Annotated in this window: 20 protein-coding genes and 1 tRNA gene; 12 read left to right on the forward strand and 9 right to left on the reverse strand. The window is 60.5% G+C overall.

Going from position 1 to position 21222, the window contains the following annotated elements; genetic code table 11:
* The first annotated feature begins 32 nt into the window (after positions 1-32).
* The 5 genes from N8A90_RS11640 (at position 33) to N8A90_RS11660 (ending at position 7242) form a co-directional block, all read left to right on the forward strand.
* Positions 33-2033, forward strand: a complete 2001-nt coding sequence (locus N8A90_RS11640) for a site-specific DNA-methyltransferase (RefSeq protein WP_262075180.1) — start codon at positions 33-35, stop codon at positions 2031-2033.
* 2 nt (positions 2034-2035) lie between these two features.
* Positions 2036-2674, forward strand: coding sequence for a DUF4433 domain-containing protein (locus tag N8A90_RS11645; protein WP_262075039.1), 639 nt, complete (start codon positions 2036-2038; stop codon positions 2672-2674).
* A gap of 14 nt (positions 2675-2688) precedes the next feature.
* On the forward strand, positions 2689-3750 hold the full coding sequence (locus tag N8A90_RS11650) for a macro domain-containing protein (RefSeq protein WP_262075040.1): 1062 nt from the start codon (positions 2689-2691) through the stop codon (positions 3748-3750).
* On the forward strand, positions 3747-6740 hold the full coding sequence (locus N8A90_RS11655; RefSeq protein ID WP_262075041.1) for a type III restriction-modification system endonuclease: 2994 nt from the start codon (positions 3747-3749) through the stop codon (positions 6738-6740). Before N8A90_RS11650 ends, N8A90_RS11655 begins: the two co-directional genes overlap by 4 nt.
* Positions 6741-6978: 238 nt before the next feature.
* Positions 6979-7242 carry a hypothetical protein gene (locus tag N8A90_RS11660; protein WP_262075042.1) on the forward strand — a complete coding sequence of 88 codons (264 nt, stop codon included), beginning with the start codon at positions 6979-6981 and terminating at the stop codon, positions 7240-7242.
* A gap of 191 nt (positions 7243-7433) precedes the next feature.
* Here N8A90_RS11660 and N8A90_RS11665 read toward each other — a convergent pair whose 3' ends face one another.
* From N8A90_RS11665 to N8A90_RS11680, 4 genes are all read right to left on the reverse strand, one after another.
* Complete coding sequence (locus N8A90_RS11665; RefSeq protein ID WP_262075043.1) at positions 7434-8108, reverse strand: hypothetical protein; 675 nt, start codon at positions 8106-8108, stop codon at positions 7434-7436.
* Positions 8109-8129: 21 nt separating this feature from the next.
* Positions 8130-8753, reverse strand: a complete 624-nt coding sequence (locus N8A90_RS11670; RefSeq protein ID WP_262075044.1) for a hypothetical protein — start codon at positions 8751-8753, stop codon at positions 8130-8132.
* Between the two features lie 458 nt (positions 8754-9211).
* Positions 9212-9517 carry a hypothetical protein gene (locus tag N8A90_RS11675; protein WP_262075045.1) on the reverse strand — a complete coding sequence of 102 codons (306 nt, stop codon included), beginning with the start codon at positions 9515-9517 and terminating at the stop codon, positions 9212-9214.
* 18 nt (positions 9518-9535) lie between these two features.
* Positions 9536-10438 carry a hypothetical protein gene (locus tag N8A90_RS11680; RefSeq protein WP_262075046.1) on the reverse strand — a complete coding sequence of 301 codons (903 nt, stop codon included), beginning with the start codon at positions 10436-10438 and terminating at the stop codon, positions 9536-9538.
* A 782-nt stretch (positions 10439-11220) separates the two neighbouring features.
* On the opposite strand from N8A90_RS11680, the gene N8A90_RS11685 reads away from it, so the two are divergent.
* The 3 genes from N8A90_RS11685 to N8A90_RS11695 all read left to right on the forward strand — a co-directional run bounded on the left by N8A90_RS11685 (position 11221) and on the right by N8A90_RS11695 (position 13661).
* The gene (locus tag N8A90_RS11685) at positions 11221-11922 is read left to right on the forward strand and encodes a hypothetical protein (protein WP_262075047.1); all 702 of its coding nucleotides are present in this window, start codon (positions 11221-11223) and stop codon (positions 11920-11922) included.
* A 311-nt stretch (positions 11923-12233) separates the two neighbouring features.
* Positions 12234-13184: a hypothetical protein gene (locus N8A90_RS11690; RefSeq protein ID WP_262075048.1), complete on the forward strand. Its 951-nt coding sequence runs from the start codon at positions 12234-12236 to the stop codon at positions 13182-13184.
* An 81-nt stretch (positions 13185-13265) separates the two neighbouring features.
* A complete protein-coding gene (locus tag N8A90_RS11695) occupies positions 13266-13661 on the forward strand; it encodes a hypothetical protein (protein ID WP_262075049.1) in 396 nt (131 codons plus the stop codon).
* A gap of 394 nt (positions 13662-14055) precedes the next feature.
* On the opposite strand, the gene N8A90_RS11700 is transcribed toward N8A90_RS11695, so the two are convergent.
* The 3 genes from N8A90_RS11700 to N8A90_RS11710 all read right to left on the reverse strand — a co-directional run bounded on the left by N8A90_RS11700 (position 14056) and on the right by N8A90_RS11710 (position 16886).
* The gene (locus N8A90_RS11700) at positions 14056-15600 is read right to left on the reverse strand and encodes a site-specific integrase (RefSeq protein ID WP_262075050.1); all 1545 of its coding nucleotides are present in this window, start codon (positions 15598-15600) and stop codon (positions 14056-14058) included.
* A gap of 163 nt (positions 15601-15763) precedes the next feature.
* Positions 15764-15840, reverse strand: a tRNA-Pro gene (locus N8A90_RS11705).
* Between the two features lie 53 nt (positions 15841-15893).
* A complete protein-coding gene (locus tag N8A90_RS11710) occupies positions 15894-16886 on the reverse strand; it encodes a polyprenyl synthetase family protein (protein WP_262075051.1) in 993 nt (330 codons plus the stop codon).
* Between the two features lie 186 nt (positions 16887-17072).
* Between N8A90_RS11710 and rplU the strand changes: the two genes are divergently transcribed.
* The 4 genes from rplU (at position 17073) to proB (ending at position 20013) form a co-directional block, all read left to right on the forward strand.
* A complete protein-coding gene (rplU, locus tag N8A90_RS11715) occupies positions 17073-17384 on the forward strand; it encodes a 50S ribosomal protein L21 (RefSeq protein WP_262075052.1) in 312 nt (103 codons plus the stop codon).
* Between the two features lie 12 nt (positions 17385-17396).
* On the forward strand, positions 17397-17654 hold the full coding sequence (gene rpmA / locus N8A90_RS11720) for a 50S ribosomal protein L27 (RefSeq protein WP_015866991.1): 258 nt from the start codon (positions 17397-17399) through the stop codon (positions 17652-17654).
* A 101-nt stretch (positions 17655-17755) separates the two neighbouring features.
* Positions 17756-18811 (forward strand): Obg family GTPase CgtA, encoded by a 1056-nt coding sequence (gene cgtA, locus N8A90_RS11725; protein ID WP_262075053.1) that lies wholly within the window; start codon positions 17756-17758, stop codon positions 18809-18811.
* A 62-nt stretch (positions 18812-18873) separates the two neighbouring features.
* Positions 18874-20013, forward strand: a complete 1140-nt coding sequence (gene proB / locus N8A90_RS11730; RefSeq protein WP_262075054.1) for a glutamate 5-kinase — start codon at positions 18874-18876, stop codon at positions 20011-20013.
* Between the two features lie 13 nt (positions 20014-20026).
* Here the strand turns inward: proB and N8A90_RS11735 are convergent, their stop codons facing one another.
* Both N8A90_RS11735 and N8A90_RS11740 read right to left on the reverse strand, forming a co-directional pair.
* Positions 20027-20524: a CNP1-like family protein gene (locus N8A90_RS11735; RefSeq protein WP_262075055.1), complete on the reverse strand. Its 498-nt coding sequence runs from the start codon at positions 20522-20524 to the stop codon at positions 20027-20029.
* On the reverse strand, positions 20511-21167 hold the full coding sequence (locus N8A90_RS11740) for an RNA pyrophosphohydrolase (RefSeq protein ID WP_262075056.1): 657 nt from the start codon (positions 21165-21167) through the stop codon (positions 20511-20513). The genes N8A90_RS11735 and N8A90_RS11740 overlap by 14 nt, the downstream gene beginning before the upstream one ends.
* Positions 21168-21222 lie beyond the last annotated feature (55 nt).

The raw sequence follows: 21222 nt of genomic DNA on the forward strand, positions 1-21222 counted from the left end.
CAAGAACAGACACATTCATGACGAACAAGAATATGCAGAAGATCGACGCCGCCGCGCCCGAGGCCCAGTCCGCAGACCTGGTGGCCGGCAACATCGCCCATCTCAGGGCGTTGTTCCCCGAACTCGTCACCGAGGGGGCTAAGGGTGCCTCCGTCAACCTGGACGTCCTCAAAGCCCTGGTGGGCGACGCCACGGTCACCGATGCGGAAGAGAAGTACGGTCTGAATTGGCATGGCAAGCGCCGGGCACGTCAATTGGCCCTGACGCCCAGCACCGGCACACTGCGTCCCTGCCCAGAGGAGAGCGTGGACTGGGACAGCACCCAGAACTTGATGATCGAGGGAGACAACCTTGAGGTGCTCAAGCTGCTGCAGAAGAGCTACGCCGGCAAGGTCAAGCTCATCTACATCGACCCACCGTACAACACGGGCAAGGACTTCGTGTACCCGGATAACTTTCAGGACGGTATCCAGAACTACCTCGCGCTGACAGGGCAGACGGAGGGTGGCGTGAAGGTGTCTACCAACACCGAGTCTAGTGGCCGCTTCCACACTGACTGGCTAAACATGATGTACCCGCGTCTAAAGCTGGCGCGTAACCTGTTGCGGCCTGATGGCGTGCTTTTCGTCAGCATTGACGACCAAGAGGTTGCGCATCTTCGTGCAGTCTGTGATGAGGTATTTGGCCCTGAGAACCTGGTCGCTGAGATGGTTTGGGAAGGGGCGAACAAGAACGACGCGAAGCAGATTGGGGTATGCCACGAGTACGTCCTGGTCTACGCGAAGAACCGAGAAGCGGTGCCGCGCGAGTGGGGATTGAAGAAGGAAGGGGTAGATGCAGTCCTCAAGGAGGCGAAGCGCCTACGTGCAGCTCATGGTGACGACTTCGATGCGGCCTCTGAGGCCCTCGCCGGTTGGTATCGAGCCATGAAGTCAAGCGAGTCGTTCGCACATAGGCGCTATCGCTTTATTGATGCCAGAGGGGTCTACAAGGAAGAGAACCCCACCGCGCCCGGAGGGCGGAAGTTTCAGCTGCTTGATCCACGAAACGGCAACGAGATTCGACTCCGGGACAACCGGGGTTGGGCCTTCGATCAGCTCGAGTTCAACAAGCTTGTGGCGGAAGACCGCATAAGGTTCGTTACGGAGTCAAGCATCATGCTGAAGCTCTACCTGCACGAAACCGACTCAATGACGCCACCGAGCGTCTTTTATCAGCCCGCGCGGTCGGCATCTGAACGACTTTCCAAGCTGATGGGTACGGAGGTTTTCGACTTTCCAAAGGATGAACTTGTGCTGCAGAAGTTCGTCGAGATGGCGGCTTCCTCAGACGATTTTGATTGCTATGTCGTCGACTTCTTTGCAGGGTCGGGCACAACAGGTCACGCTGTGATGGCCCAGAACGCGCGCGATGGCTCGAAGCGCAAGTACATTCTGGTCCAGCTGCCTGAACAGATAGACTCAGCGAATAAAGAGCAGGCGAGTGCAGCGGTGTATTGCGATGGACTTGGGCGCCCGCGCACTATCGCTGAACTCACCAAGGAACGGCTGCGGCGTGCTGGCGAAAAGGTTAAGACCGAGAATCCCGCGTGGGTAGGAGATGTGGGCTTCCGGGTATTCAAGCTTGAGCCATCGAACGTGCAGGCTTGGAATTCAAGGCCCATAGACTTGGGGCAGTCACTGCTTGAGCATCAGGAGCACTTGTTGGCAGGGCGCACAGAGGAAGACCTCCTGTATGAACTGCTGCTAAAGCTCGGCTTGGACCTCTGCGTCCCCATTCAGCGGCAGACCATTGCCGGCAAGGCCGTGCATGCGGTCGGCGCTGGCGTGCTGCTGGCCTGCCTAGACGAGAGCCTCACCGCCACCGAGGTAGAGAAGCTGGCCGAGGGCATCGTTCAGTGGCACCAGCAACTCGCGCCGGCCGGCGACACCACCTGTGTGTTCCGCGACAGCGCCTTCGCCGACGATGTGGCCAAGACGAACATGGCGGCCATCCTGCAGCAGCACGGCATCCAGAACGTGCGGAGCCTCTAACCATGGCCGTGCCCGACCGCCCGAAGCTGTACCACATCTGCCATGTGGACCGGCTGCCGTCCATCATTGCCAGCGGCGGTCTGCTGTCCGACGCGGCCGTCGTGCAAGCTGCGGCGCCAGGGACGGTCATCGGCATGAATCACATCAAGCAGCGCCGCATGGCGGAACTGCAGCTGACCAGCCACCCGGGGTTGTACGTGGGGCAATGCGTGCCGTTCTACTTCTGCCCTCGCTCGGTGATGCTCTACCTGATTCACAGGCAGAACGTGGACCTGGTCTACAAGGGTGGGCAAGGGCCCATCGTGCACCTGGAGGCTGATCTGCACGCTACCGTGGCCTGGGCTAACGGCCAGGGGTTGCGATGGGCGTTCACGCTCTCGAACGCTGGGGCGCGCTACTTTGAAGACCGTGCCGACCTTGGCCGACTGGGCGAAGTTGACTGGGACGCGGTGGGTGCCCGCAACTGGAGTGGCCAGAAGGAAGGCAAGCAGGCAGAGTTCCTGCTGGAACGTGGTTTCCCTTGGCAATTGATTGAACGCATTGGGGTGCTGTCGCAGCCCGTTGCTACCCAGGTTGCGCATGCGCTCCCCGTTGGAGGCCATAGGCCCACGGTGGAGTTCATGCCTGCCTGGTACTACTGAATCGGAGACTGACCATGATCGAACTCACCAGTGGTGACATCCTGAAAGACGACGCGGATGCCATCGTGAACACGGTGAACTGTGTCGGCATCATGGGCCGCGGTATTGCACTGCAGTTCAAGAACGCCTGGCCCGAGAACTTCAAGGCCTACAAGGCGGCCTGCGAGCGCGAGGAGGTTCAGCCGGGGCGCATGTTCATCTATGAGACGGCGCAACTGGCGGCGCCGCGCTACATCGTCAACTTCCCGACCAAGCGCCATTGGAAGGGCAAGAGCCGCATGCAGGACATCGACGCTGGCCTGGAGGCTTTGGTGCGCGACGTTGCCCGGCTGGGCATCCGCTCGATAGCCATTCCGCCGCTGGGCAGTGGCCTGGGCGGGCTGGAATGGGACGAGGTTCGCCCGCGCATAGAAGCCGCCATGCAGGCGCTGCCTGACGTGCACGTCCGCATCTACGAGCCCAAGGGAGCCCCGCAGGCGGACAAGATGCAGCACAGCCGTGACGTGCCTCGCATGACGGCTGGCCGGGCGGCGTTGGTCGAGCTGATGAACCGCTATGTTCAAGGGCTGCTGGACCCGGCCATCACGCTGCTCGAGGTGCACAAGCTGATGTACTTCATGCAGGCGGCGGGCGAGCCGCTGCGCCTTAACTACGTGAAGGCTGCGTATGGGCCATATGCGGAGAACCTTCGGCATGTGCTGCAGAAGATCGAGGGGCACATGGTGGCGGGGTACGCCGACGGCGGCGACGACCCTACCAAACCGCTGACCGTGGTGCCCGGAGCTATCGAGGAGGCCGGCGCCTTCCTGGGTGAGCACGTGGGCACGCGCGCGCGATTCGACCGTGTCGGTGATTTGGTGGAAGGCTTCGAGACGCCTTTCGGGCTAGAACTCCTGTCGACGGTTCATTGGGTGGCTACACATGGGCAAGCGGGTGTCGTCGTGGATGACGTTGTTCAGGAGACGCATGCATGGAATGACCGCAAAAAGCAGTTCACCCCCCGTCAGATCGGTATTGCATTGAACGTGCTCGAGGCCAAGGGCTGGCTTCCCGCCGCAGAACAGGTGGATGCGTGAAGCTGCATTTCGAGCCCGACCTGGACTACCAGCTGCAGGCCATCGAGTCGGTTTGCGACCTTTTCCGCGGCCAGGAGATTTGCCGGACGGAGTTCACCGTCACGATGCGCCTGCCCGAGCAGCAGTTGACCCTGGGCGTCGCGGAGACTGATCTGGGCGTCGGCAACCGCCTCACGCTGCTAGATGACCAGTTGCTGAAGAACCTGCGGGACGTTCAGCTGCGCAACGGCCTGGCGCCGGCCGGCACGCTGGCGTCTGGTGACTTCACTGTGGAGATGGAGACCGGCACCGGGAAGACCTACGTCTACCTGCGCACGATCTTCGAGCTGAACAAACGCTACGGCTTCACCAAGTTCGTGATCGTCGTGCCCTCGGTCGCGATCAAGGAAGGGGTCTACAAGTCGCTGCAGATCACCGAGGAGCACTTCAAAGCCTTGTACGCCGGCGTGCCGGTGGACTTCTTCCTGTACGACTCGACCAAACTGGGCCAGGTGCGCAACTTCGCCACCAGCTCGGCCATCCAGGTGATGGTGGTCACCGTTGGAGCCATCAACAAGAAGGACGTAAACAACCTCTACAAGGACAGCGAGAAGACCGGTGGCGAGAAGCCCATCGACCTGATCCGTGCCACTCGGCCTATCGTCATCATCGACGAGCCTCAAACGGTGAGTGGCGATCTGAGCGGGGCAGGTAAGGCGGCATTGGACGCGATGAACCCGCTGTGTACCGTTGGTTATTCGGCTACGCCGGTAGACAAGCGCCACATGGTGTTCCGGCTGGACGCGGTGGACGCTTACGAGCGCAAGCTGGTCAAGCAGATCGAAGTGGCGGCGGCCACCGTGGAAGACGCCTTTAACAAGCCCTTTGTGCGGCTGGTGGGGGTCACCAACAAGCGTGGAAGCATCAGCGCACAGCTGGAACTGCATGTTCAGGAAGCTACCGGTCCGAAGGTGAGGGTGAAGTCAGTCAGCGACAGCGACGACCTGCAGCAGGTCACGAAGCGCGCGATCTATGCCGATTTCCGCGTGGGCGAAGTCAACACCTCCAAGGGCTCCGAGTTCGTGGAGCTGCGCTACCCCGGTGGCGAGGTGGTCCTGGCCATCGGCCAGGCACATGGCGGCATGGATGAGCTGGCCGTGCAGCGCGAGATGATCCGCCGCACGATCCGCGAGCACCTAGAGAAGGAGAAGCTGCTACGGCCCAAGGGCATCAAGGTGTTGTCGCTGTTTTTCATCGACTCAGTAGAGCGCTACCGCAAGCTCGACGCTGAGGGGCAGGCGGTGAAGGGCGACTACGCGCGCATCTTCGAGGAGGAGTACCGCCGTGCGGCTAAGCTTCCTAGCTTCCAGAGCCTGTTCGCCGAGGTGGACCTCGCCACGGCTGCCGAGGAGGTCCACGATGGCTACTTCTCCATCGACAAGAAGGGTGGCTGGACTGAAACGGCGGACAACAACGCGGCCGGCCGCGAGAACGCCGAGCGGGCTTACAACCTCATCATGAAGGAGAAGGAGCGGCTGCTGGATTTCGCCACGCCGCTGAAGTTCATCTTCTCCCACTCGGCCCTCAAGGAAGGCTGGGACAACCCCAACGTCTTCCAAATCTGCGCCCTGCGCGAAATGGGCTCAGAGCGCGAGCGGCGCCAGACCATCGGCCGCGGCCTGCGCCTGTGCGTGAACCAGGCTGGGGAACGGGTGCGGGGCTTTGACATCAACCGGCTCACCGTGATTGCGACCGAGTCCTATGAGGAATTCGCTGAGAACCTGCAGAAGGAAATCGAGGCCGACACGGGCATCCGATTCGGTATCGTGGAGCCGCACCAGTTCGCTGGTATCCCGGTGGCGGGCGCTGACGGGCAGGTGACGGCCCTGGGGGTGGAGCAGTCCAAACAGCTCTGGGAACATCTCAAGGCTGACGGGCATATAGACGCCAAAGGGAAGGTGCAGGACTCGCTGAAGCACGCTTTGAAAGACGGCACGCTTGTCTTGCCCGACGCATTCGCCGCACAACGCACACAGGTGCTCGAACTGCTGCGCAAGGTCAGCGGCCGCCTGGAGGTGAAGAACGCGGACGAGCGCAAGTCCGTAGCGCTGCGCAAGGGAGCGGATGGCAAGGCGATCACGCTGGGTGACGAGTTCCAGGCCCTGTGGGACCGCATCAAGCACAAGACTACCTACCGGGTCCAGTTCGACAACGCCAAGCTGCTCCTGGGCTGCACCCAGGCGTTGCGCGACGCGCCCCCGATTCAGAAGGCTCGGCTGCAATGGCGCAAGGCGGACATTGCCATCGGGAAGGCAGGCGTAGAGGCCACCGAGCGCGAGGGTGCGGCTACCGTTGTGCTAGACGAAGCGGACATTGAGCTGCCGGACCTGCTGACCGACCTGCAGGATCGAACTCACCTGACCCGCCGCAGCCTGGTCAGCATCCTGCGCGAGTCTGGACGGCTGGATGACTTCCGTCGCAACCCTCAGCAGTTCATCGAGCAGACGGCCGAGCACATCAACCGCTGCAAGCGCATGGCGCTCGTCGATGGCATCAAGTACCAGAAGCTCGGCGACCAGCATGTCTATGCTCAGGAGCTTTTCGAGCAGCAGGAGCTGACGGGCTACCTCAAGAGCATGCTGCAGGACACGGCCAAGGCTATTCACGAGCATGTCGTCTACGATTCCATGACCGAGCGCGACTTCGCCCAAGCCTTGGAGTTCAACCAGGACGTGGTGCTATATGCCAAGTTGCCTAGCTGGTTCAAGGTGCCCACGCCCTTGGGCAATTACAACCCTGACTGGGCTGTGCTGCTGCAGAAGGACGGCGTGCAGCGGCTGTACTTCGTCGTGGAAACCAAAAGCAGTTTGTTCGTCGACGATCTACGCGACAAGGAGTGGGGCAAGATCGAATGCGGCCGCGCGCACTTCGCTGCCCTGGCTACCGGTGAGAATCCGGCGCGTTATGTCGTGGCGCGGTCGTTCGGTGACGTGCTGCAGTCGGTCAATTGACAGGAGCTGCACACTCCTCGCGCGGATCGTAGCGGCCCCGAGCGCGAAGGCTGTAGGTGCAATTGCGATCCGGTACGGGCCTCACGCGCATTTGGACCAAGATGCGCAACGCCAGCTGGCAATGCATATGACAAGCATATTCACGAGCAAGCAGAAAGCAGGCTTTATCGTTTGCTTCGACTCCTATACGGAATGAGGAGTGGCCGATGTGGCAACTCAAAATCAGCCGTGAGGAAACATGATAATCGTTCAAGCTCAAGACCAGAGTCAGATACCGCTAGACCCACCTGCCTGGACACGCGAAGAACTCGACAGATTCAATGAGGAGTTGCTTTTTGACCGTCACCACCAAAGCGTGCTGGACATGCAAAAGTCCATCAACCTAGACTGGGAACATGCCGTCGATTGGGTGTTGTCGTCGATCCCATGGGCACAAGAACTCGATCTGTATACGCAGGGCATATTAGCATCGGCAGCGCTGCACCTGGGTCTGCCTGACTAGCGCTCTTCCACAACTCTTGGCCCGGACCCGCTCCGGGCCAATTACTCTTTAGGTGCCGTCCTTGCCGGTCCTTCGGGTACGTCCTGGGCGTTCTTAGGTCCTCTTTCCCCACCACTCCCACGACAGTTCGTCGACGCCGTAACGAGCGCAGTCTAGGGTTTCATCGTTCTCATAAGCTTCATTCAAAGCGCTTAGCTAGGCAACCACCCTTTTTCAGTTTTCATGAAGCTTGACCAGGCCTGTCGCGGAATACCGTTTCCTATTTTCGCGTCATCCTTAAAACCAAGTTCATCAAAAAACTCCCATGAGGAGAAAAAGGTTGTAAAACGCACGCTTTCCTCGTTCTTTGAGAGCCCATTGTCGTTTAGATAAACGACGCACGCAGCGCAATTTTCCATCATTTTTAAGTATCTTGGCTTAAAATCGTCACCTTGACTCTCAATCCAATCGTTCACATTGGCTGCTTGCTGTACGGACTCTAGCGTATTGCTTAATGCGTTCATGCCAAGGAAGCCGCCGACGGCTTGTTTTTTCCTCAACTCTACTTCACTCAACAGTTTTTTCGCATTGGCAAGCACTATCTCCGGATAAGGCGTCGTCAACCGCAAGCTATAGTTATATCGAATGGTGTAACGGTTGGGCGCCTGGTTGTCGACCCATCCGTTCTCGCGACTGAAATCCGCAACCTCTAGGCCAAAGCGCGCATCGCGCTCAGCAATTTTCCGGATCGTATCGGAGGCAAGCCTATCGCTAGGCCTGTCTTCGCCGCACGCAACGAGCAAATGCAGTGCGCACAAGACAATCCCCGCTTTCCACCATCGTTCCATATTGACTCCAAAATCTAACATCAGCTCAAGGGAATTCAAGACAATCCGAAATGGCTGTAGCTAATCAGTTTTGCTCTCGACAGAAGGCTCACTGCGTGCCGCTTCGAAGCTCAATGGCACTTCCCTCACAGAGGTGCTGCGCAAAGGCAACGCCTTGCTCAGCTCAATGGTAGAAGCGGCTAAAAATCGTTTAGCCGCTTCATTCTTTTCCGCCATTAATTCCATGCGATTGACAGCTTGCGCAAACCATGGCGGCACCTTGTCCGTTGGCGTGTCTAGCATGTCCCCCGCTGGGAAGTGACTCGTTTTATCGACCATACGCTCTTTGAAGAACTGCTTCCGCGTCACCGGCAAGCCTGCACGCAGGATTGGCTCCGGGTCTTTACCCTTGCAGGCCTTGCGCGTTACGACCGCAACATATCCGACGATGACGTCTGGTTCAGGCGGCAGGACAACCGTTTCGCCGCCGCGTTGAATTTCCTCCGGCCACGTACGGGTATACGGGACCAAAACGCCTGTGAACTCACATTTTCCATTGCCGTCATCACGCCACCATTCTCGGTTGAAGCTCATCTCTACGAACGAGTCTTTCACCGTCGGAACGAGCGTTTCCCCCTGGGGATACAGCGTAATGCTGGAGAACAAGATGGCTCCCAGATAAACGATATTAAGAAGGTCGAGCATCGTGTGTGCAGTTATTAATTTCTACAAATTTCGGGCGGACTGGTCGCGGCATCTATCGGCAAAAAATCTCAACGCTGATCGCATGACGTCGAGCGTCGCGGACCCCGCGGGACGCTGCTTGGTCGCGAGCCTAATCGAACCATCCGATATCTTCCGCAACCATCGCGGTATTTTTCGCTTGGCTTTGCAGATTTCGCGTTTCTTGATATAGAAAAGGTTCTGTTTTTTGGCTTGCGGTCGCTTGCAAACCCTCCACCCTATGCCTCAAGATAATTTGAGTACAGAGGGCGTATATTTCCTCAAGCGATTAATGCGTGCGCCATACATCAGAGTCGGTGGCGACCACAAGCGCACACCCCTGGGCACGACCGGCATCTTTCTCTGCTCGTCTATGCTCAACGGGTGCAACTGCAAAATTGCAAATGGCTCGTCTGCACCTTGGTGAAACCACCGTCACTTTATCGCCCGAATTCCTTTTCGTATGACTTGGTAATCTCACGCTGAACATGTTGGAAGATTGCCAATTCTTGTTGCTCGCGCGCAGCGATTGCAATTTCCTGGGCTGTAGGCATTCTCCCTCCCGAGCTAGTTTCAGCGGGAAGGCTCTCCGGAAGCCACGCTTGCGGAAGCGGTCGAGAGCCGGTTGCCATCTCAGCGCTCTCACGAATGATGTTCGGATCGATAAATCCACCCCATTGCGCGCTTGCTTGAATAGCAAATGCCATCAAGGCTATACATACGATGCTCTTATTCTCGAATTTCATTCACGGCTTCATGTAAGGTTAGAGTGGGCGGCTCTTCAAGACGTCGCAGGTGCGTGTTGCATTTGCGTCCGTTCCGAATCGAGATGCGCATGCGTTGGTTTTGGAAAATTCCTGACACTTCTTTGATGCATCGCTCACATACTTGGTGGCTACGCGCTTGCAAAAGTCTTCTCTGCGGGCGATCTGCGCCTTTGATCTTGCCAATCCTTCTACGATGTCGTCTACGCGGTCCCGGCAAACGCGTGCCTCCGGCGATCCTGGTGCGAATTGAACACAGTATTTCGCCGGCTTTGCTGGGATGAAGCGCGGCAGATATCCCTTCAGTTCAGGCAGCTTTTCCAACACCACATCTGCCTCCTGCATTGCGGCGTCCAACTCGCTGATTCGAGCGCGGGCCTTCCCGACCAGCCCATCGGGATCAGCATTCTGATATCGGATTACGAACCTCTGTAGTTCGGCCTTGTTCGTCGCTGCCGCGAACTGCCTCCGGTATTCGGGGGTCATCCTAGCGATCACAACCGTGTCGATGGCCGCTGGGGCGCCAGCGTTAACCAGCATGGTAGCCATGGCTTTCCAATCAACGCGTCCGCCACTCAAGGCGAAGTGGGTTGTGCAAACAGAGTAATTGGCTTTCGGACCAATCAGGGTGGCGAGTCCGCAGTTGATTGGCTCTAAAGGAGTGGGCACGGGACCCATCGTACCCACGCTGACCTTTTCAAAAACTGGCTTAATTATTTTCTTATCCGGATCGATTGAGAAGACTTCGGATTGCTCATCCGAGCGCTGTCCTGGGCGCTTCTCGAAGACTTCGACACGCCATTGGCCATTCGATTTGCTCGCCTTCAAGAACAAAGTTTCAGGATTGCGAGCATTTCCTTGCGCCAGGCGGTAGGTTCCAACCGCAACAAAGGAACGATCCATTTCAGCGACCTCGCGTTGAAGCTGGGTCTCAGTCGTGATCGTGCATCCAGCCGAGCTGAGCATAATGCCCAACGTAAGGAGCCTGAGCGAGAAGTGTCGTAGTTTAAGAGTCATATTTGCTGCTAAAAATCTCTGGGATCACGCACAGGGCAATCAACGTGCTAAGACGCAACGCGTTCTCCTATAACAATTGGTGAACTCGTCGCGATATCGACTGGTTTACTGTGGTTACAGCCCGTGGTTTGAGTTTGTATCGAACGATGATTAGTGCTTCCAAGGGTATATCGGCAGAATCTCTGAGAACTTTAGCGGAGTTGCTAGCTGATCGATATTCAATGACACCTCGAAGGGGCGTGCGTCGCTTGCAAGATGGCGAATCGGGCCGGGCAAGCACTGAACATCACATGTTGAAGTGCGCACCAGGCGCGGCGCAGCCCATAAAGGGCTAGTGACATCCCCAGGCACCTCGTAGCCCTAAGGAGCGCGCGGGGCGTGCTAGCGTCAGCCAGTCGAGGACTGGCCTTGGGATTGCTTGGCCGCCCGCCCTGGCCAAGCTGATCGGAGGGGCTCCTATGAAAATTCCGGAATACCAATTCCGAGAGGCGTCTAAACCATCAATTAATGTCCCTGTGCCTGCGGACAATTCCTTTCGGGGGCGATCAAATGGCCCACTAAAAGACTTGGTTTTTTATAGCAAAGAATGAGCAATTTGCCAAATTTTGACAAATCACGATTAAGTGTGCTTAAATTTGGCATCCAATTTTCTGGATTGACGTGTGCTAATGAAGAAACTGGTCTTGGACCTTGAGCGGCTTCTTAAGGATGGGAAATTTGAACGAGCCATCGACTTGGCTCGAAATTGGTTGGAATACGCGCAAGCCGGTGAGCCGCAGAAGTTGCTGAGCGCGTGTTCCCCGCGGATGCGCCCCCATTTGGCGCTTCTGATGCGTGACCTTATCGCGGGGTATCCGGAGATGTTGATTGGCTGCCCGGTGCTGATCTACGCAACCCCGGAATTGGAGCTGGACAGCCCGACGCCGCCGTACTTGGCGCTTCCCTGTCCTGAAGTAACTACCGCGCAGCCGTGTGCCAATGTGCAGTTCCTCGGCTGGCTACCCGCAACCGCACGTGCGCCCTTGCCCCAGCCTTTGCAGCTCGAGAGCTTCGACGCAGCCATTTCTTGGTCCGTGCCCACTGCAGCCGTAGCGCTCTTCCGCGCTGGAGCCGAAGCCATAGCGTCGGGTGTCGACCTGCCCGCCACGTGGTGGGGTCAGCTGTTCGCGGCTACGGGAGGCAACGTTTTTCTGACCGGTCGACTCTTGTTGCCGTATCCCGATGCGCTCGAAGCCGCTGGAACGCTGCAAGCGACAGCGCGTCCGGGGTCAGAGCCGGAAGGCGCGGTGTTTCTGACAGAGACTGAGTGGGCTCGAGAAGAGGGCATGCAATTCCAAGCCATGTGCAGCAGGAATCGGTTCCCGGGTTGAAGAGCTTCAGGGGCAATGCGCAAATCATGCGAAGGGCGAATGTGATGACTTCGGCCGGTAAATTGGTGCTGGCGGGTCTGCTAGTAGCCATGACGGTCCTCATCGTGCGGTCGCCGGCCGCGCAACAAGTGGTTGCGCCCGGCGCCGTCGCTACGACGCGTAGTAGTGGTGATCCACTGGGGCGCTCGACTTCCCAACCAGAAATGACGTCCGCCAAAGGCGCACGTCGCGGCGCTGAACGTCCATTTGCCTTAGCGGGCCAAGCAGTCGGCGTTTCCACGCGAATGGAGCTGCGAGCACTGACTCGCCGCATGCCCGCCCTGGATGGCAGCGCTCCCGACGAGCGCGACCCGCGGACCGGCGTAACACGTGCGCTTATCACCGGAGCCCTGATCGGCCGCACATCGACCCGGACTGTATTCAGCTATTCCAGCAATGGCGTCTTGCAAAGCATCGACATTGTCGTTCCAGAAGGCTCGGCGGCGGATGCGTTCAACCGGATCGTCAGGAATGCTCGTCGGTTGCCCGGCAACGACATCGCGTTCAAGCGCGGTCAAACGCTGGCCAGGTTGATCCGGCCCGACCCGAAACTTGCCGACGCTGGTCTGGCACCGGCGACCGCCAGGATCGAACTGATGACGCCTGCGGTGCTCGAAGCCCGCACACGATCCGCGGCCGACAGGAGAACCGAAGAGACTATGTTTGCAATCGCAGTACTGACCGGGCTCTTGCTAATCGCGGCGTTCGTTGCCTACAAGCTCATTTCGTGCCTCAGCAGTTGGCTGAAGCAGGCGAAGCGCGCACGCTTCGCCGAGGTTGCGCTCGCCGACGAGCACAGGACGCGCAGTTCGGCGACGCCAAGCTCAGCCGGAGCGATTTGGAACGCGAGACTGTCTGCCCCCGATTCCGACAATAGAGCCCCTAGCGCCCTCGGCGCGAGGTTGCCCGCGGTGACGCTGATTGCGGAGGGTTTGTCCGGCCTGGATGTTGACATTCTTGCTGCTCAGGGCCCGCTCGACCTACTTCTTCCCGCACCGCCCATGGTGAACATCAACGGGATGCCGATGCTGGGCGGGATTGATGGCGTGGACATCTTCGGCAATGCCTACGGGGAAACGATCAATGATCCACAGGGCGCTAGCAACGATTACCGCGCATTCGAAATTCAGCAAAGCTGCGGCGGAGCGCATTGGTGCGGCTCCCCTATGGACTTCAGTCACGGCGCGGACTATGGCGCGAGCGTCACCCTCTTCGGTGGGTGAGCAATGCACCAGTGGGCTAACCGATGTTCAAGACGATACCGACGATCACGCGCGAGTTTGCGCTAACTCACCAATATGAGAATGACCAATCGAACACACGCATTTCGCGTCATCGAGGGTGGCGCATCCGTCAAAACGCCCGCAGCGGCTCCATGCAGCAAGTCTTCCATGCAAAAGGCGCGGCTGAACCAGGCAATCCTGCGTCTCCCGGTTCCCGAAACCGGCGTGACGGTCGAAGAAGCACTGCAGGAGCTGTCGGACAAGGTCGACAGCGAAGAGGAAGCCGACTTCTTGCGCCTTCGCATCCTCCAGAACCAGGCGGAACACTTGGGCCTCTGGTTCCGGCTAGCGGTTCCGCAAATGAACTTGGTGCGCGAGTGCTACTTTATGCTCGCGTGGCCCGAGCGGCTTGTCCGGGTCCACCCCGAGCTCAGGGCTCTCTACCCCGAATCGCACCCTTTGATGACGGTCGGCTAAGGGGACGCAAAAAAGCGGCGTTCCGAGAAAATGGAACGCCGCAATGCCGCGGAGGAGAGGAAACGTCGGACCGTTGGCGAGGAGCGCGGCGCCCACCTACTTACGTATAGCGCGCCAACTGTAGGTTTTGCGAAGTTTCGACTTGACGGGGCGAAACCCACCGAAAGAGCGCGGGTGAGTACCCGCAGACGGAGCTCTCGTAAAGTCGGACCGCACAGATGGGCTGCATGACTCTTCTCTAACGTCGGATTGCTCGGCTACCCTACGTCGAGAAGCTCTCGGCTTAACCTCTTGCGTGATGCCCCAGGACTGGATCGCGCAGGGATCAGCGAACACGCACATCGCATTCGACTCCTTACCCCGGCATCCCGATACTCGCGTAGAGCGGGGCGAACTACGCTGCGGTCCTGCGATAGGCATCGAGTTTCACGACCTTGTTGGCTCCCGGTTCGCTCATCAGAGGGGTCAACATCAACTCGGACATGGACAGAGCGGCCTTCTTGGTGAGACGCCGCCGGCCATGATGCGTCGTGACATTTGCATCCTCTGCAAACGCAGCATCGAGGCGTTTGGCCAATCCCGTTGGCGTGAGGTGTGCGTAGCGCATGAGCATGCGAGGGTCGCGGTGGCCGCTGAATGCTTGGAGGTCAAGGAGCGAGAAGCCGCCCGGCGTTCGGCTACCTGCTTCGGCAACGCGCGAGATAGCTTCGTGCCGCAGGTCATGGATGCGCAGGCGCTCGTCTCCCTCCGTCGCAATACCGGCCGCCTCGCAGATTCGCTTCCAAGCCTTGCGCAAATAGTCCATCGGAATGGGGAACACGTACTCGCTAGCGCGCGGAAGCTCCTTCAGGAGTGCCACCAAATCTGAGCGGACGGGCAGGGTGCGCGCCCTGCCGTTCTTGGTTTCAGGCAGGAAAGCGGTTTGCTCGTCCAGTTGCAGTTGGCTCCACTTGAGCTGGAGCGTCTCGCTTCGTCGGGCCCCGGTCATAAGCTGGAACTGGATGAAGGTGGAGAACAGAGGCACATGGTGGGACCCCGTCAATACGGTTTCCCGAGCCATCTTCAGCGCCTGAAGGCGCTGGTATTTGGTGTCTGAGTCCATCTGTGCGAACAGTTCGTCGCCGAGTGCGCGAGCCGACCAGAGTTGGTCTTCCGCATGCGCCGACGCCATGATTCGGTTCTCCTCGTCACCGCGCAGGCGCCGGTCTCGCTCGTTGAAATATCTCGGGCGCTTGACCCCAGCCATAGGGTCGGTGTGAACGTGAATGCGCCACTGGTTGATGGCTGCAGTGCAGACGGCGCGAAACACGTCGAGTTCCCGGTCCACCGTGGCAGGTTCTGCCGATTGCAGGCGCTCGTCGATGTACTCGTGAAAGTGTTCCGGCTCGAGGCTCGCGAATGACTTTCGAATAAATGTGGCGGCTTCGCAGGGTTGGGACATGCGTTTGCCAGTTGGCCTGGGAATGTGGAGGCTTCGATTTTGCGGGTTGGGGTGCGCGGCGTGTATGGCCGCGATGTCCTGACGCGGGAGACCGGCGTCGTGCAGCCACGAATTGATTTGATAGCCCGCGACCAGGAAGCCCTTGTTCCGCGGCGCCTCGTCTTGGAGATACCGAATGAGCAGGTCGGCCAACGAAGTCTGGTGAGCCTTGGTGTAGTCCACAAAGAGGCCGCTGTACTGTTCAGCTTCAATGCGTTTCTTGATGGCGATGGCTTCCGCTTCGGTCGTCGCGGTGTGGCTCTTGCGCTTGCCGTTGACATAGAAGCGCACGAGGTAGGCCTCATCAAGGAGGGTGACCATTGGCTTGTGGCCGGCCACCCTAAGGCCAGCGACATACTGCTTGGCCTCGTCTTCTTTGTCGAAAGGGAAGAACTTTGTGAGGGTGATGTGGTTTTTGACCGAAACCTGGGTGCGCGAGCGATTCTCGATGGATGCCATGGATGAAGTTCCAAAAGTTTGAGGAACTCCGTATAGGCAAATCGAGTGGGCATGATTCGCTCACTTTCGCGAGCGGCAGCTATCGCTAGCCACAGATTAGCCACTTGCCGCTACCTTGCCGGTCGAACAACTTGGAAAAGTCGTTGATCTACAAGGAAATATCTGGTCGGGGTGAGAGGATTCGAACCTCCGGCCTCTACGTCCCGAACGTAGCGCTCTACCAGGCTAAGCTACACCCCGATGGTGGTTGCAAGAAAAGAGGAAGTCGTCTGGTTGCCCACGAAGTGGGCTGGCTAGGCGCGTCGCTCAAGCAACTGAGCCGCTAATTGTAGCAAACCCTTCGCGTGCGGATTCGCAGAAAAACCACGCAATGCATCGATGGCGCGTTGCGCCTCGGCGGCAGCGGCCGCGCGCGTGGCGTCGAGGGCACCCGTTTCGCGGACGATGGCAACGATATTGGCCAGCTGGCTCGTGTCGCCGGTCTCGATGGCGCTGCGCACCAGCGCGCTCTGCGCGGGTGCTGCACGCTGCATCGCCAGGATCAGCGGCAGCGTCGTCTTGCCCTCGCGCAGATCGTCGCCGACGTTTTTCCCGGTTTCACTGGCGTCGCCTTCGTAATCGAGCACGTCGTCGATCACCTGGAAGGCGGTGCCGATGGCCTGGCCATAGGAGGCGCATGCTTCCTCGGTAGCGGCATCCGTGCCGGCCAGAACGGCAGCCAGACGTGTGCTCGCCTCGAAGAGCTTGGCCGTCTTCGAGCGGATCACGCGCAGGTAGGCGGCTTCGTCCAGCGAGGCGTCGTGCATGTTCATGAGTTGCAGCACTTCGCCTTCGGCGATCACGTTGGTCGCCTCCGCGAGAATCTGCATGACCCGCATGTTGTCGGCATCCAGCATCATCTGGAAGGCGCGCGAGTACAGGAAGTCGCCGACCAGCACGCTGGCCGGATTGCCGAACGACTCGTTGGCCGTGGGGCGGCCGCGCCGCAGTGTCGATTCATCCACCACGTCGTCGTGCAGCAGCGTGGCCGTATGGATGAACTCCACCACGGCCGCCAGGTTGAAGCGCTGCTCGCCCCGGTATTCGAGCGCGCCTGCCATCAACAGCAGCAGCGCCGGCCGCAGCCGCTTGCCGCCGGCCGAGATGATGTACTGCGACACATGGCTGACGAGCGGAACGCCGGTGTCCAGGCGCCGCGCGATCACGCGATCGACTTCTGCCATGTCGGCGATGATCAGGCCGAGGACGGAGGTGGTCGGAGAGGAGTCGGCGGCGGGACTGGGCAAGGCGAGGGCAGCTGGGCGCCGCGTGAGGTGGAAACGTCGGCCAACGGCCGGGAACCCGCAAATTATAGGGAGCGCGGCCGCAGACGGCAGGGATGCGTGCCGACGTCGAAGGGTTCCGGAGGGGCCGTGCTAGAATCTTGGGCTCTACGGAATTCGCCGTGGAGACTCAATTTCTAAGAGGTTCACATGTACGCGGTCATAAAAACCGGCGGCAAGCAGTATCGCGTTGCTTCCGGCGAAAAAATTAAAGTAGAACAGATTGCTGCGGACGTAGGCCAGGAAATCGTGATCGATCAGGTGCTTGCAGTCGGCAACGGCTCGGACATCAAGATCGGCACGCCCCTGGTGTCCGGCGCTTCCGTCACGGTCACCGTGCTCTCGCACGGCTTGCACGACAAGGTCCACATCTTCAAGATGCGCCGTCGCAAGCACTATCAGAAACGTCAAGGCCATCGCCAGCAGTTCACCGAACTGCAAATCGGCGCGATCGCCGGTTAAGGAGAAGGCACCATGGCACAGAAAAAAGGCGGCGGCTCCACGCGAAACGGGCGCGATTCCAAGCCCAAGATGCTCGGCGTGAAAGCGTTCGGCGGCGAACTGATCAGCGCAGGCTCGATCATCGTGCGCCAGCGCGGCACCCAGTTCCACCCCGGCGTGAACGTCGGCGTGGGCAAGGACCACACGCTGTTCGCCCTGGTCGACGGCCACGTGTCGTTCGGCGTCAAGGGTGCACTGAACAAGCACATGGTCAACGTGACGCCGGCCTGAGCCCCGTCACTTCGATCTGCTCGAAGCCCCGCTTGTCGGGGCTTCTTCGTTTTTCACACCGGCGCCGCAAGACGGCCTCCCGTTTGTAAACTGGACATCCCATGAAGTTCGTCGACGAAGCCTTCATCGACATCGCCGCTGGCGATGGCGGCAACGGCTGCGTGTCGTTCCGTCATGAGAAGTACAAGGAATTCGGCGGCCCCAACGGCGGGGACGGCGGCCGCGGCGGCCATGTCTTCGCGGTGGCCGACGTCAACCTCAACACGCTGGTCGACTTCCGCTATTCGCGCCGTCACGAGGCCAAGCGCGGCCAGCACGGCATGGGTTCCGACATGTTCGGCGCCGCCGGCGACGACATCGTCCTGAAGATGCCGGTCGGCACCATCATCACCGACGCCGAAACGGGTGAGGTGCTGTACGAGCTGCTGGTGCCCGGTGAGATGGTCACCATCGCCAAGGGCGGCGACGGCGGCTTCGGCAACATGCGCTTCAAGAGCGCCATCAACCGGGCGCCGCGCCAAAAGACGCCGGGCTGGCCGGGCGAGAAGAAGAGCCTGAAGCTCGAACTGAAGGTGCTGGCCGACGTTGGCCTGCTGGGCATGCCCAACGCCGGCAAGTCGACGCTGATCAGCGCCATCTCCAATGCCCGCCCCCGCATCGCCGACTACCCGTTCACGACGCTGCACCCGAACCTGGGTGTGGTGCGCGTCGGGCCGGAGCAGAGCTTCGTCGTCGCCGATCTTCCCGGCCTGATCGAGGGCGCGTCCGAAGGCGCCGGGCTGGGGCACCTCTTCCTGCGGCACCTGCAGCGCACGCGCCTGCTGCTGCATGTGGTCGACCTCGCTCCCTTCGACGAGAGCGTCGACCCGGTCGCACAGGCGAAGGCGATCGTCGGCGAACTGAAGAAGTACGACGCCGGGCTGTACGAGAAGCCGCGCTGGCTGGTGCTCAACAAACTCGACATGGTCGCGGCCGACGAGCGCGCGGCGCGCGTGAAGGACTTCGTCAAGCGCCTGCGCTTCAAGGGCCCGGTGTTCGAGATCTCGGCGCTCACGCGCGAGGGCTGCGAGCCGCTCGTGCAGGCGATCTATCAGCATGTGAAGGCGCAGCAGGTGGCCGAGCAGCCGCCTGCGGACATCGATCCCCGCTTCGCCTGAACGACGCCCTCCCGCAGCGCGGTGCCATCACCGTTTCACCTCCGACCATCGACAGACCCCCCATGAGTTCCAGTCCCGGTTCCAATGCACTGCGCGATGCGCGTCGGATCGTCGTCAAGGTGGGCTCCAGCCTGGTGACCAACGAGGGGCGCGGGCTCGACGAGAAGGCGATCGGCGAGTGGTGCCGTCAACTGGCCGCCCTCATGCGCGACGGTCGGGAGGTCGTGATGGTTTCCAGCGGCGCCATCGCTGAAGGCATGAAGCGCCTCGGCTGGCGGACCCGCCCGCGCGAGGTGCACGAGCTCCAGGCCGCGGCAGCCGTGGGCCAGATGGGCCTGGCCCAGATGTACGAGACCAAACTGCGCGAGAACGGCGTCGGCAGCGCGCAGGTGCTGCTCACGCATGCCGACCTGGCCGACCGCGAGCGCTATCTGAACGCGCGCTCCACGCTGCTCACGTTGCTGGGGCTCGGCGTGGTACCGGTCATCAACGAGAACGACACCGTGGTCAACGACGAGATCAAGTTCGGCGACAACGACACGCTCGGCGCGCTCGTGGCCAATCTGGTCGAGGCCGATGCGCTGGTCATCCTGACCGACCAGAAGGGCCTCTACACCGCCGACCCGCGCAAGAACCCCGATGCGCAGTTCGTGCACGAGGCGCGTGCTGGCGATCTGGCGCTCGAGGCGATGGCGGGCGGTGTCGGTTCTGCCATCGGCAGCGGCGGCATGATCACCAAGATCCTCGCGGCCAAGCGGGCGGCAGGGTCCGGCGCATCGACCGTGATCGCCTGGGGCCGTGAGCCCGATGCATTGCTGCGCCTGGTGCGCGGCGAGCCCATCGGCACGATGCTGGTGGCGCAGACCGCCAAGCACCAGGCGCGCAAGCGCTGGATGGCCGACCATCTGCAGCTTCGCGGTTCGGTGACGGTGGATGCCGGCGCGGCCGGCAAGGTCCGCAGCGAAGGCAAGAGCCTGCTGCCGATCGGCATGACGGGCGTCGATGGCGAGTTCTCTCGCGGCGACGTCATCGCGGTGCGCGACCCGAACGGTGTCGAGCTCGCGCGCGGCCTGGCCAACTATTCGAGCGCCGAGGCGCGCATGCTGTGCCGCAAGCCGTCCAGCGAATTCGAGCGGCTGCTCGGCTATGCGGCCGAACCGGAGATGGTGCACCGGGACAACATGGTCCTGACGGCGCGTTGAGCGGCGTTGCCGGTTACTGCACTTCCGGCAGCGGATTCTTCAGCCGCTGCACCATCTCGTTGACCGAGCCGCGCGGCGCGGCGCCACGGCAGAGGCCTTGCTGCGACAGCAGCAGGGTGTAGCTCGAATTGAGCGTGAACATCTTCTTCCACTCCGGGTCGGGCAGCACGTCCCAGCGCCCACTGCCATAGCGGGCATAGGTCTTCATTTCACCCGTGGCGCAGCGCACCCCTTCGTAGAAGGCATTGGTCGCACCGCCGGCCTTGTTGCTCGCCACCACGACGTAGCGCACGACCCCGTCGCCGGTGATCGCGATGGTGGCCGGGTCGACGCCGAATTTCAGCGTCATGTAGCGCGGCATCTCGATCGGCACCAGGCGGGTTTCGTCGAAGGCCGGCGGCGGCGGCACGGGGGTTTCCTTCCACTCCGGGTCCGTGAACACCTGGGCCGACGCCCCGCCGGCTGCGCCGAGCAGGCAGGCCAGCGCGAGCGCGCGGCTAGCGCGGCGCATGAAGGGGGTCGGACGGCGGGAGGTCGGTGGCAGTGTTGGCATTGGGATCCGGGTCGAAGCTGGCGCCCGGAGGCAGGTCGAAGAGGTGGTGGTCCTGGCCGCCGGCAGGGGACTGGCGGTCGAATTCGCGGGTGCGCACATTGCTGCGCAGGAAGCGATTTCGGAAATCCTGCCGTGGCAGGTAGCGTGCGAGTTCGGTCAGCGCCATTTCGTAGACGCCGCGCTTGAACTCCACGACGACGTCGAGCGGCACCCAATAGTCGTGCCAGCGCCAGGCGTCGAACTCCGGATGATCGGTGGCGCGCAGGTTGAGATCCCAGTCGTGCCCGACCAGCTGGAGCAGATACCAGATCTGCTTCTGGCCCTTGTAGTGGCCTCGTGCGTCACGGCGGATGAACCGATCCGGCACCTCGTAGCGCAACCAGTCACGGGTACGGGCGACGATCCGCACATGCTCCGGATGGAGGCCCACTTCTTCGTGCAGTTCCCGGAACATGGCTTGCTCGGGACTCTCGCCGCGATCGATGCCGCCTTGCGGGAACTGCCAGGAGTGGGTGCGTATGCGTTTGCCCCAGAAAACCTGGTTTCTCTGGTTGAGCAGGATGATGCCGACGTTGGGCCTGAAGCCGTCCCGGTCGAGCATAATCAAACCCCAATTTTTGAACTGCGTCGATTATGCCTGCCGGGTCGCACTCGGC

It is taken from the genome of Variovorax sp. N23 (assembly GCF_025486315.1).
GTDB lineage: Bacteria > Pseudomonadota > Gammaproteobacteria > Burkholderiales > Burkholderiaceae_C > Variovorax.

Excerpts from the sequence above, each read along its gene's own strand:
- N8A90_RS11735 (WP_262075055.1), bottom strand. The coding sequence starts at position 20,524 with ATGCGCCGCGCTAGCCGCGCGCTCGCGCTGGCCTGCCTGCTCGGCGCA.
- N8A90_RS11650 (WP_262075040.1), top strand. The coding sequence starts at position 2,689 with ATGATCGAACTCACCAGTGGTGACATCCTGAAAGACGACGCGGATGCC.
- N8A90_RS11685 (WP_262075047.1), top strand. The coding sequence starts at position 11,221 with ATGAAGAAACTGGTCTTGGACCTTGAGCGGCTTCTTAAGGATGGGAAA.
- N8A90_RS11675 (WP_262075045.1), bottom strand. The coding sequence starts at position 9,517 with ATGAAATTCGAGAATAAGAGCATCGTATGTATAGCCTTGATGGCATTT.
- proB (WP_262075054.1), top strand. The coding sequence starts at position 18,874 with ATGAGTTCCAGTCCCGGTTCCAATGCACTGCGCGATGCGCGTCGGATC.
- N8A90_RS11680 (WP_262075046.1), bottom strand. The coding sequence starts at position 10,438 with ATGGATCGTTCCTTTGTTGCGGTTGGAACCTACCGCCTGGCGCAAGGA.
- rplU (WP_262075052.1), top strand. The coding sequence starts at position 17,073 with ATGTACGCGGTCATAAAAACCGGCGGCAAGCAGTATCGCGTTGCTTCC.
- N8A90_RS11670 (WP_262075044.1), bottom strand. The coding sequence starts at position 8,753 with ATGCTCGACCTTCTTAATATCGTTTATCTGGGAGCCATCTTGTTCTCC.
- N8A90_RS11740 (WP_262075056.1), bottom strand. The coding sequence starts at position 21,167 with ATGCTCGACCGGGACGGCTTCAGGCCCAACGTCGGCATCATCCTGCTC.
- N8A90_RS11660 (WP_262075042.1), top strand. The coding sequence starts at position 6,979 with ATGATAATCGTTCAAGCTCAAGACCAGAGTCAGATACCGCTAGACCCA.
- N8A90_RS11640 (WP_262075180.1), top strand. The coding sequence starts at position 33 with ATGCAGAAGATCGACGCCGCCGCGCCCGAGGCCCAGTCCGCAGACCTG.
- N8A90_RS11700 (WP_262075050.1), bottom strand. The coding sequence starts at position 15,600 with ATGGCATCCATCGAGAATCGCTCGCGCACCCAGGTTTCGGTCAAAAAC.
- cgtA (WP_262075053.1), top strand. The coding sequence starts at position 17,756 with ATGAAGTTCGTCGACGAAGCCTTCATCGACATCGCCGCTGGCGATGGC.
- rpmA (WP_015866991.1), top strand. The coding sequence starts at position 17,397 with ATGGCACAGAAAAAAGGCGGCGGCTCCACGCGAAACGGGCGCGATTCC.
- N8A90_RS11645 (WP_262075039.1), top strand. The coding sequence starts at position 2,036 with ATGGCCGTGCCCGACCGCCCGAAGCTGTACCACATCTGCCATGTGGAC.
- N8A90_RS11690 (WP_262075048.1), top strand. The coding sequence starts at position 12,234 with ATGCCCGCCCTGGATGGCAGCGCTCCCGACGAGCGCGACCCGCGGACC.
- N8A90_RS11695 (WP_262075049.1), top strand. The coding sequence starts at position 13,266 with ATGACCAATCGAACACACGCATTTCGCGTCATCGAGGGTGGCGCATCC.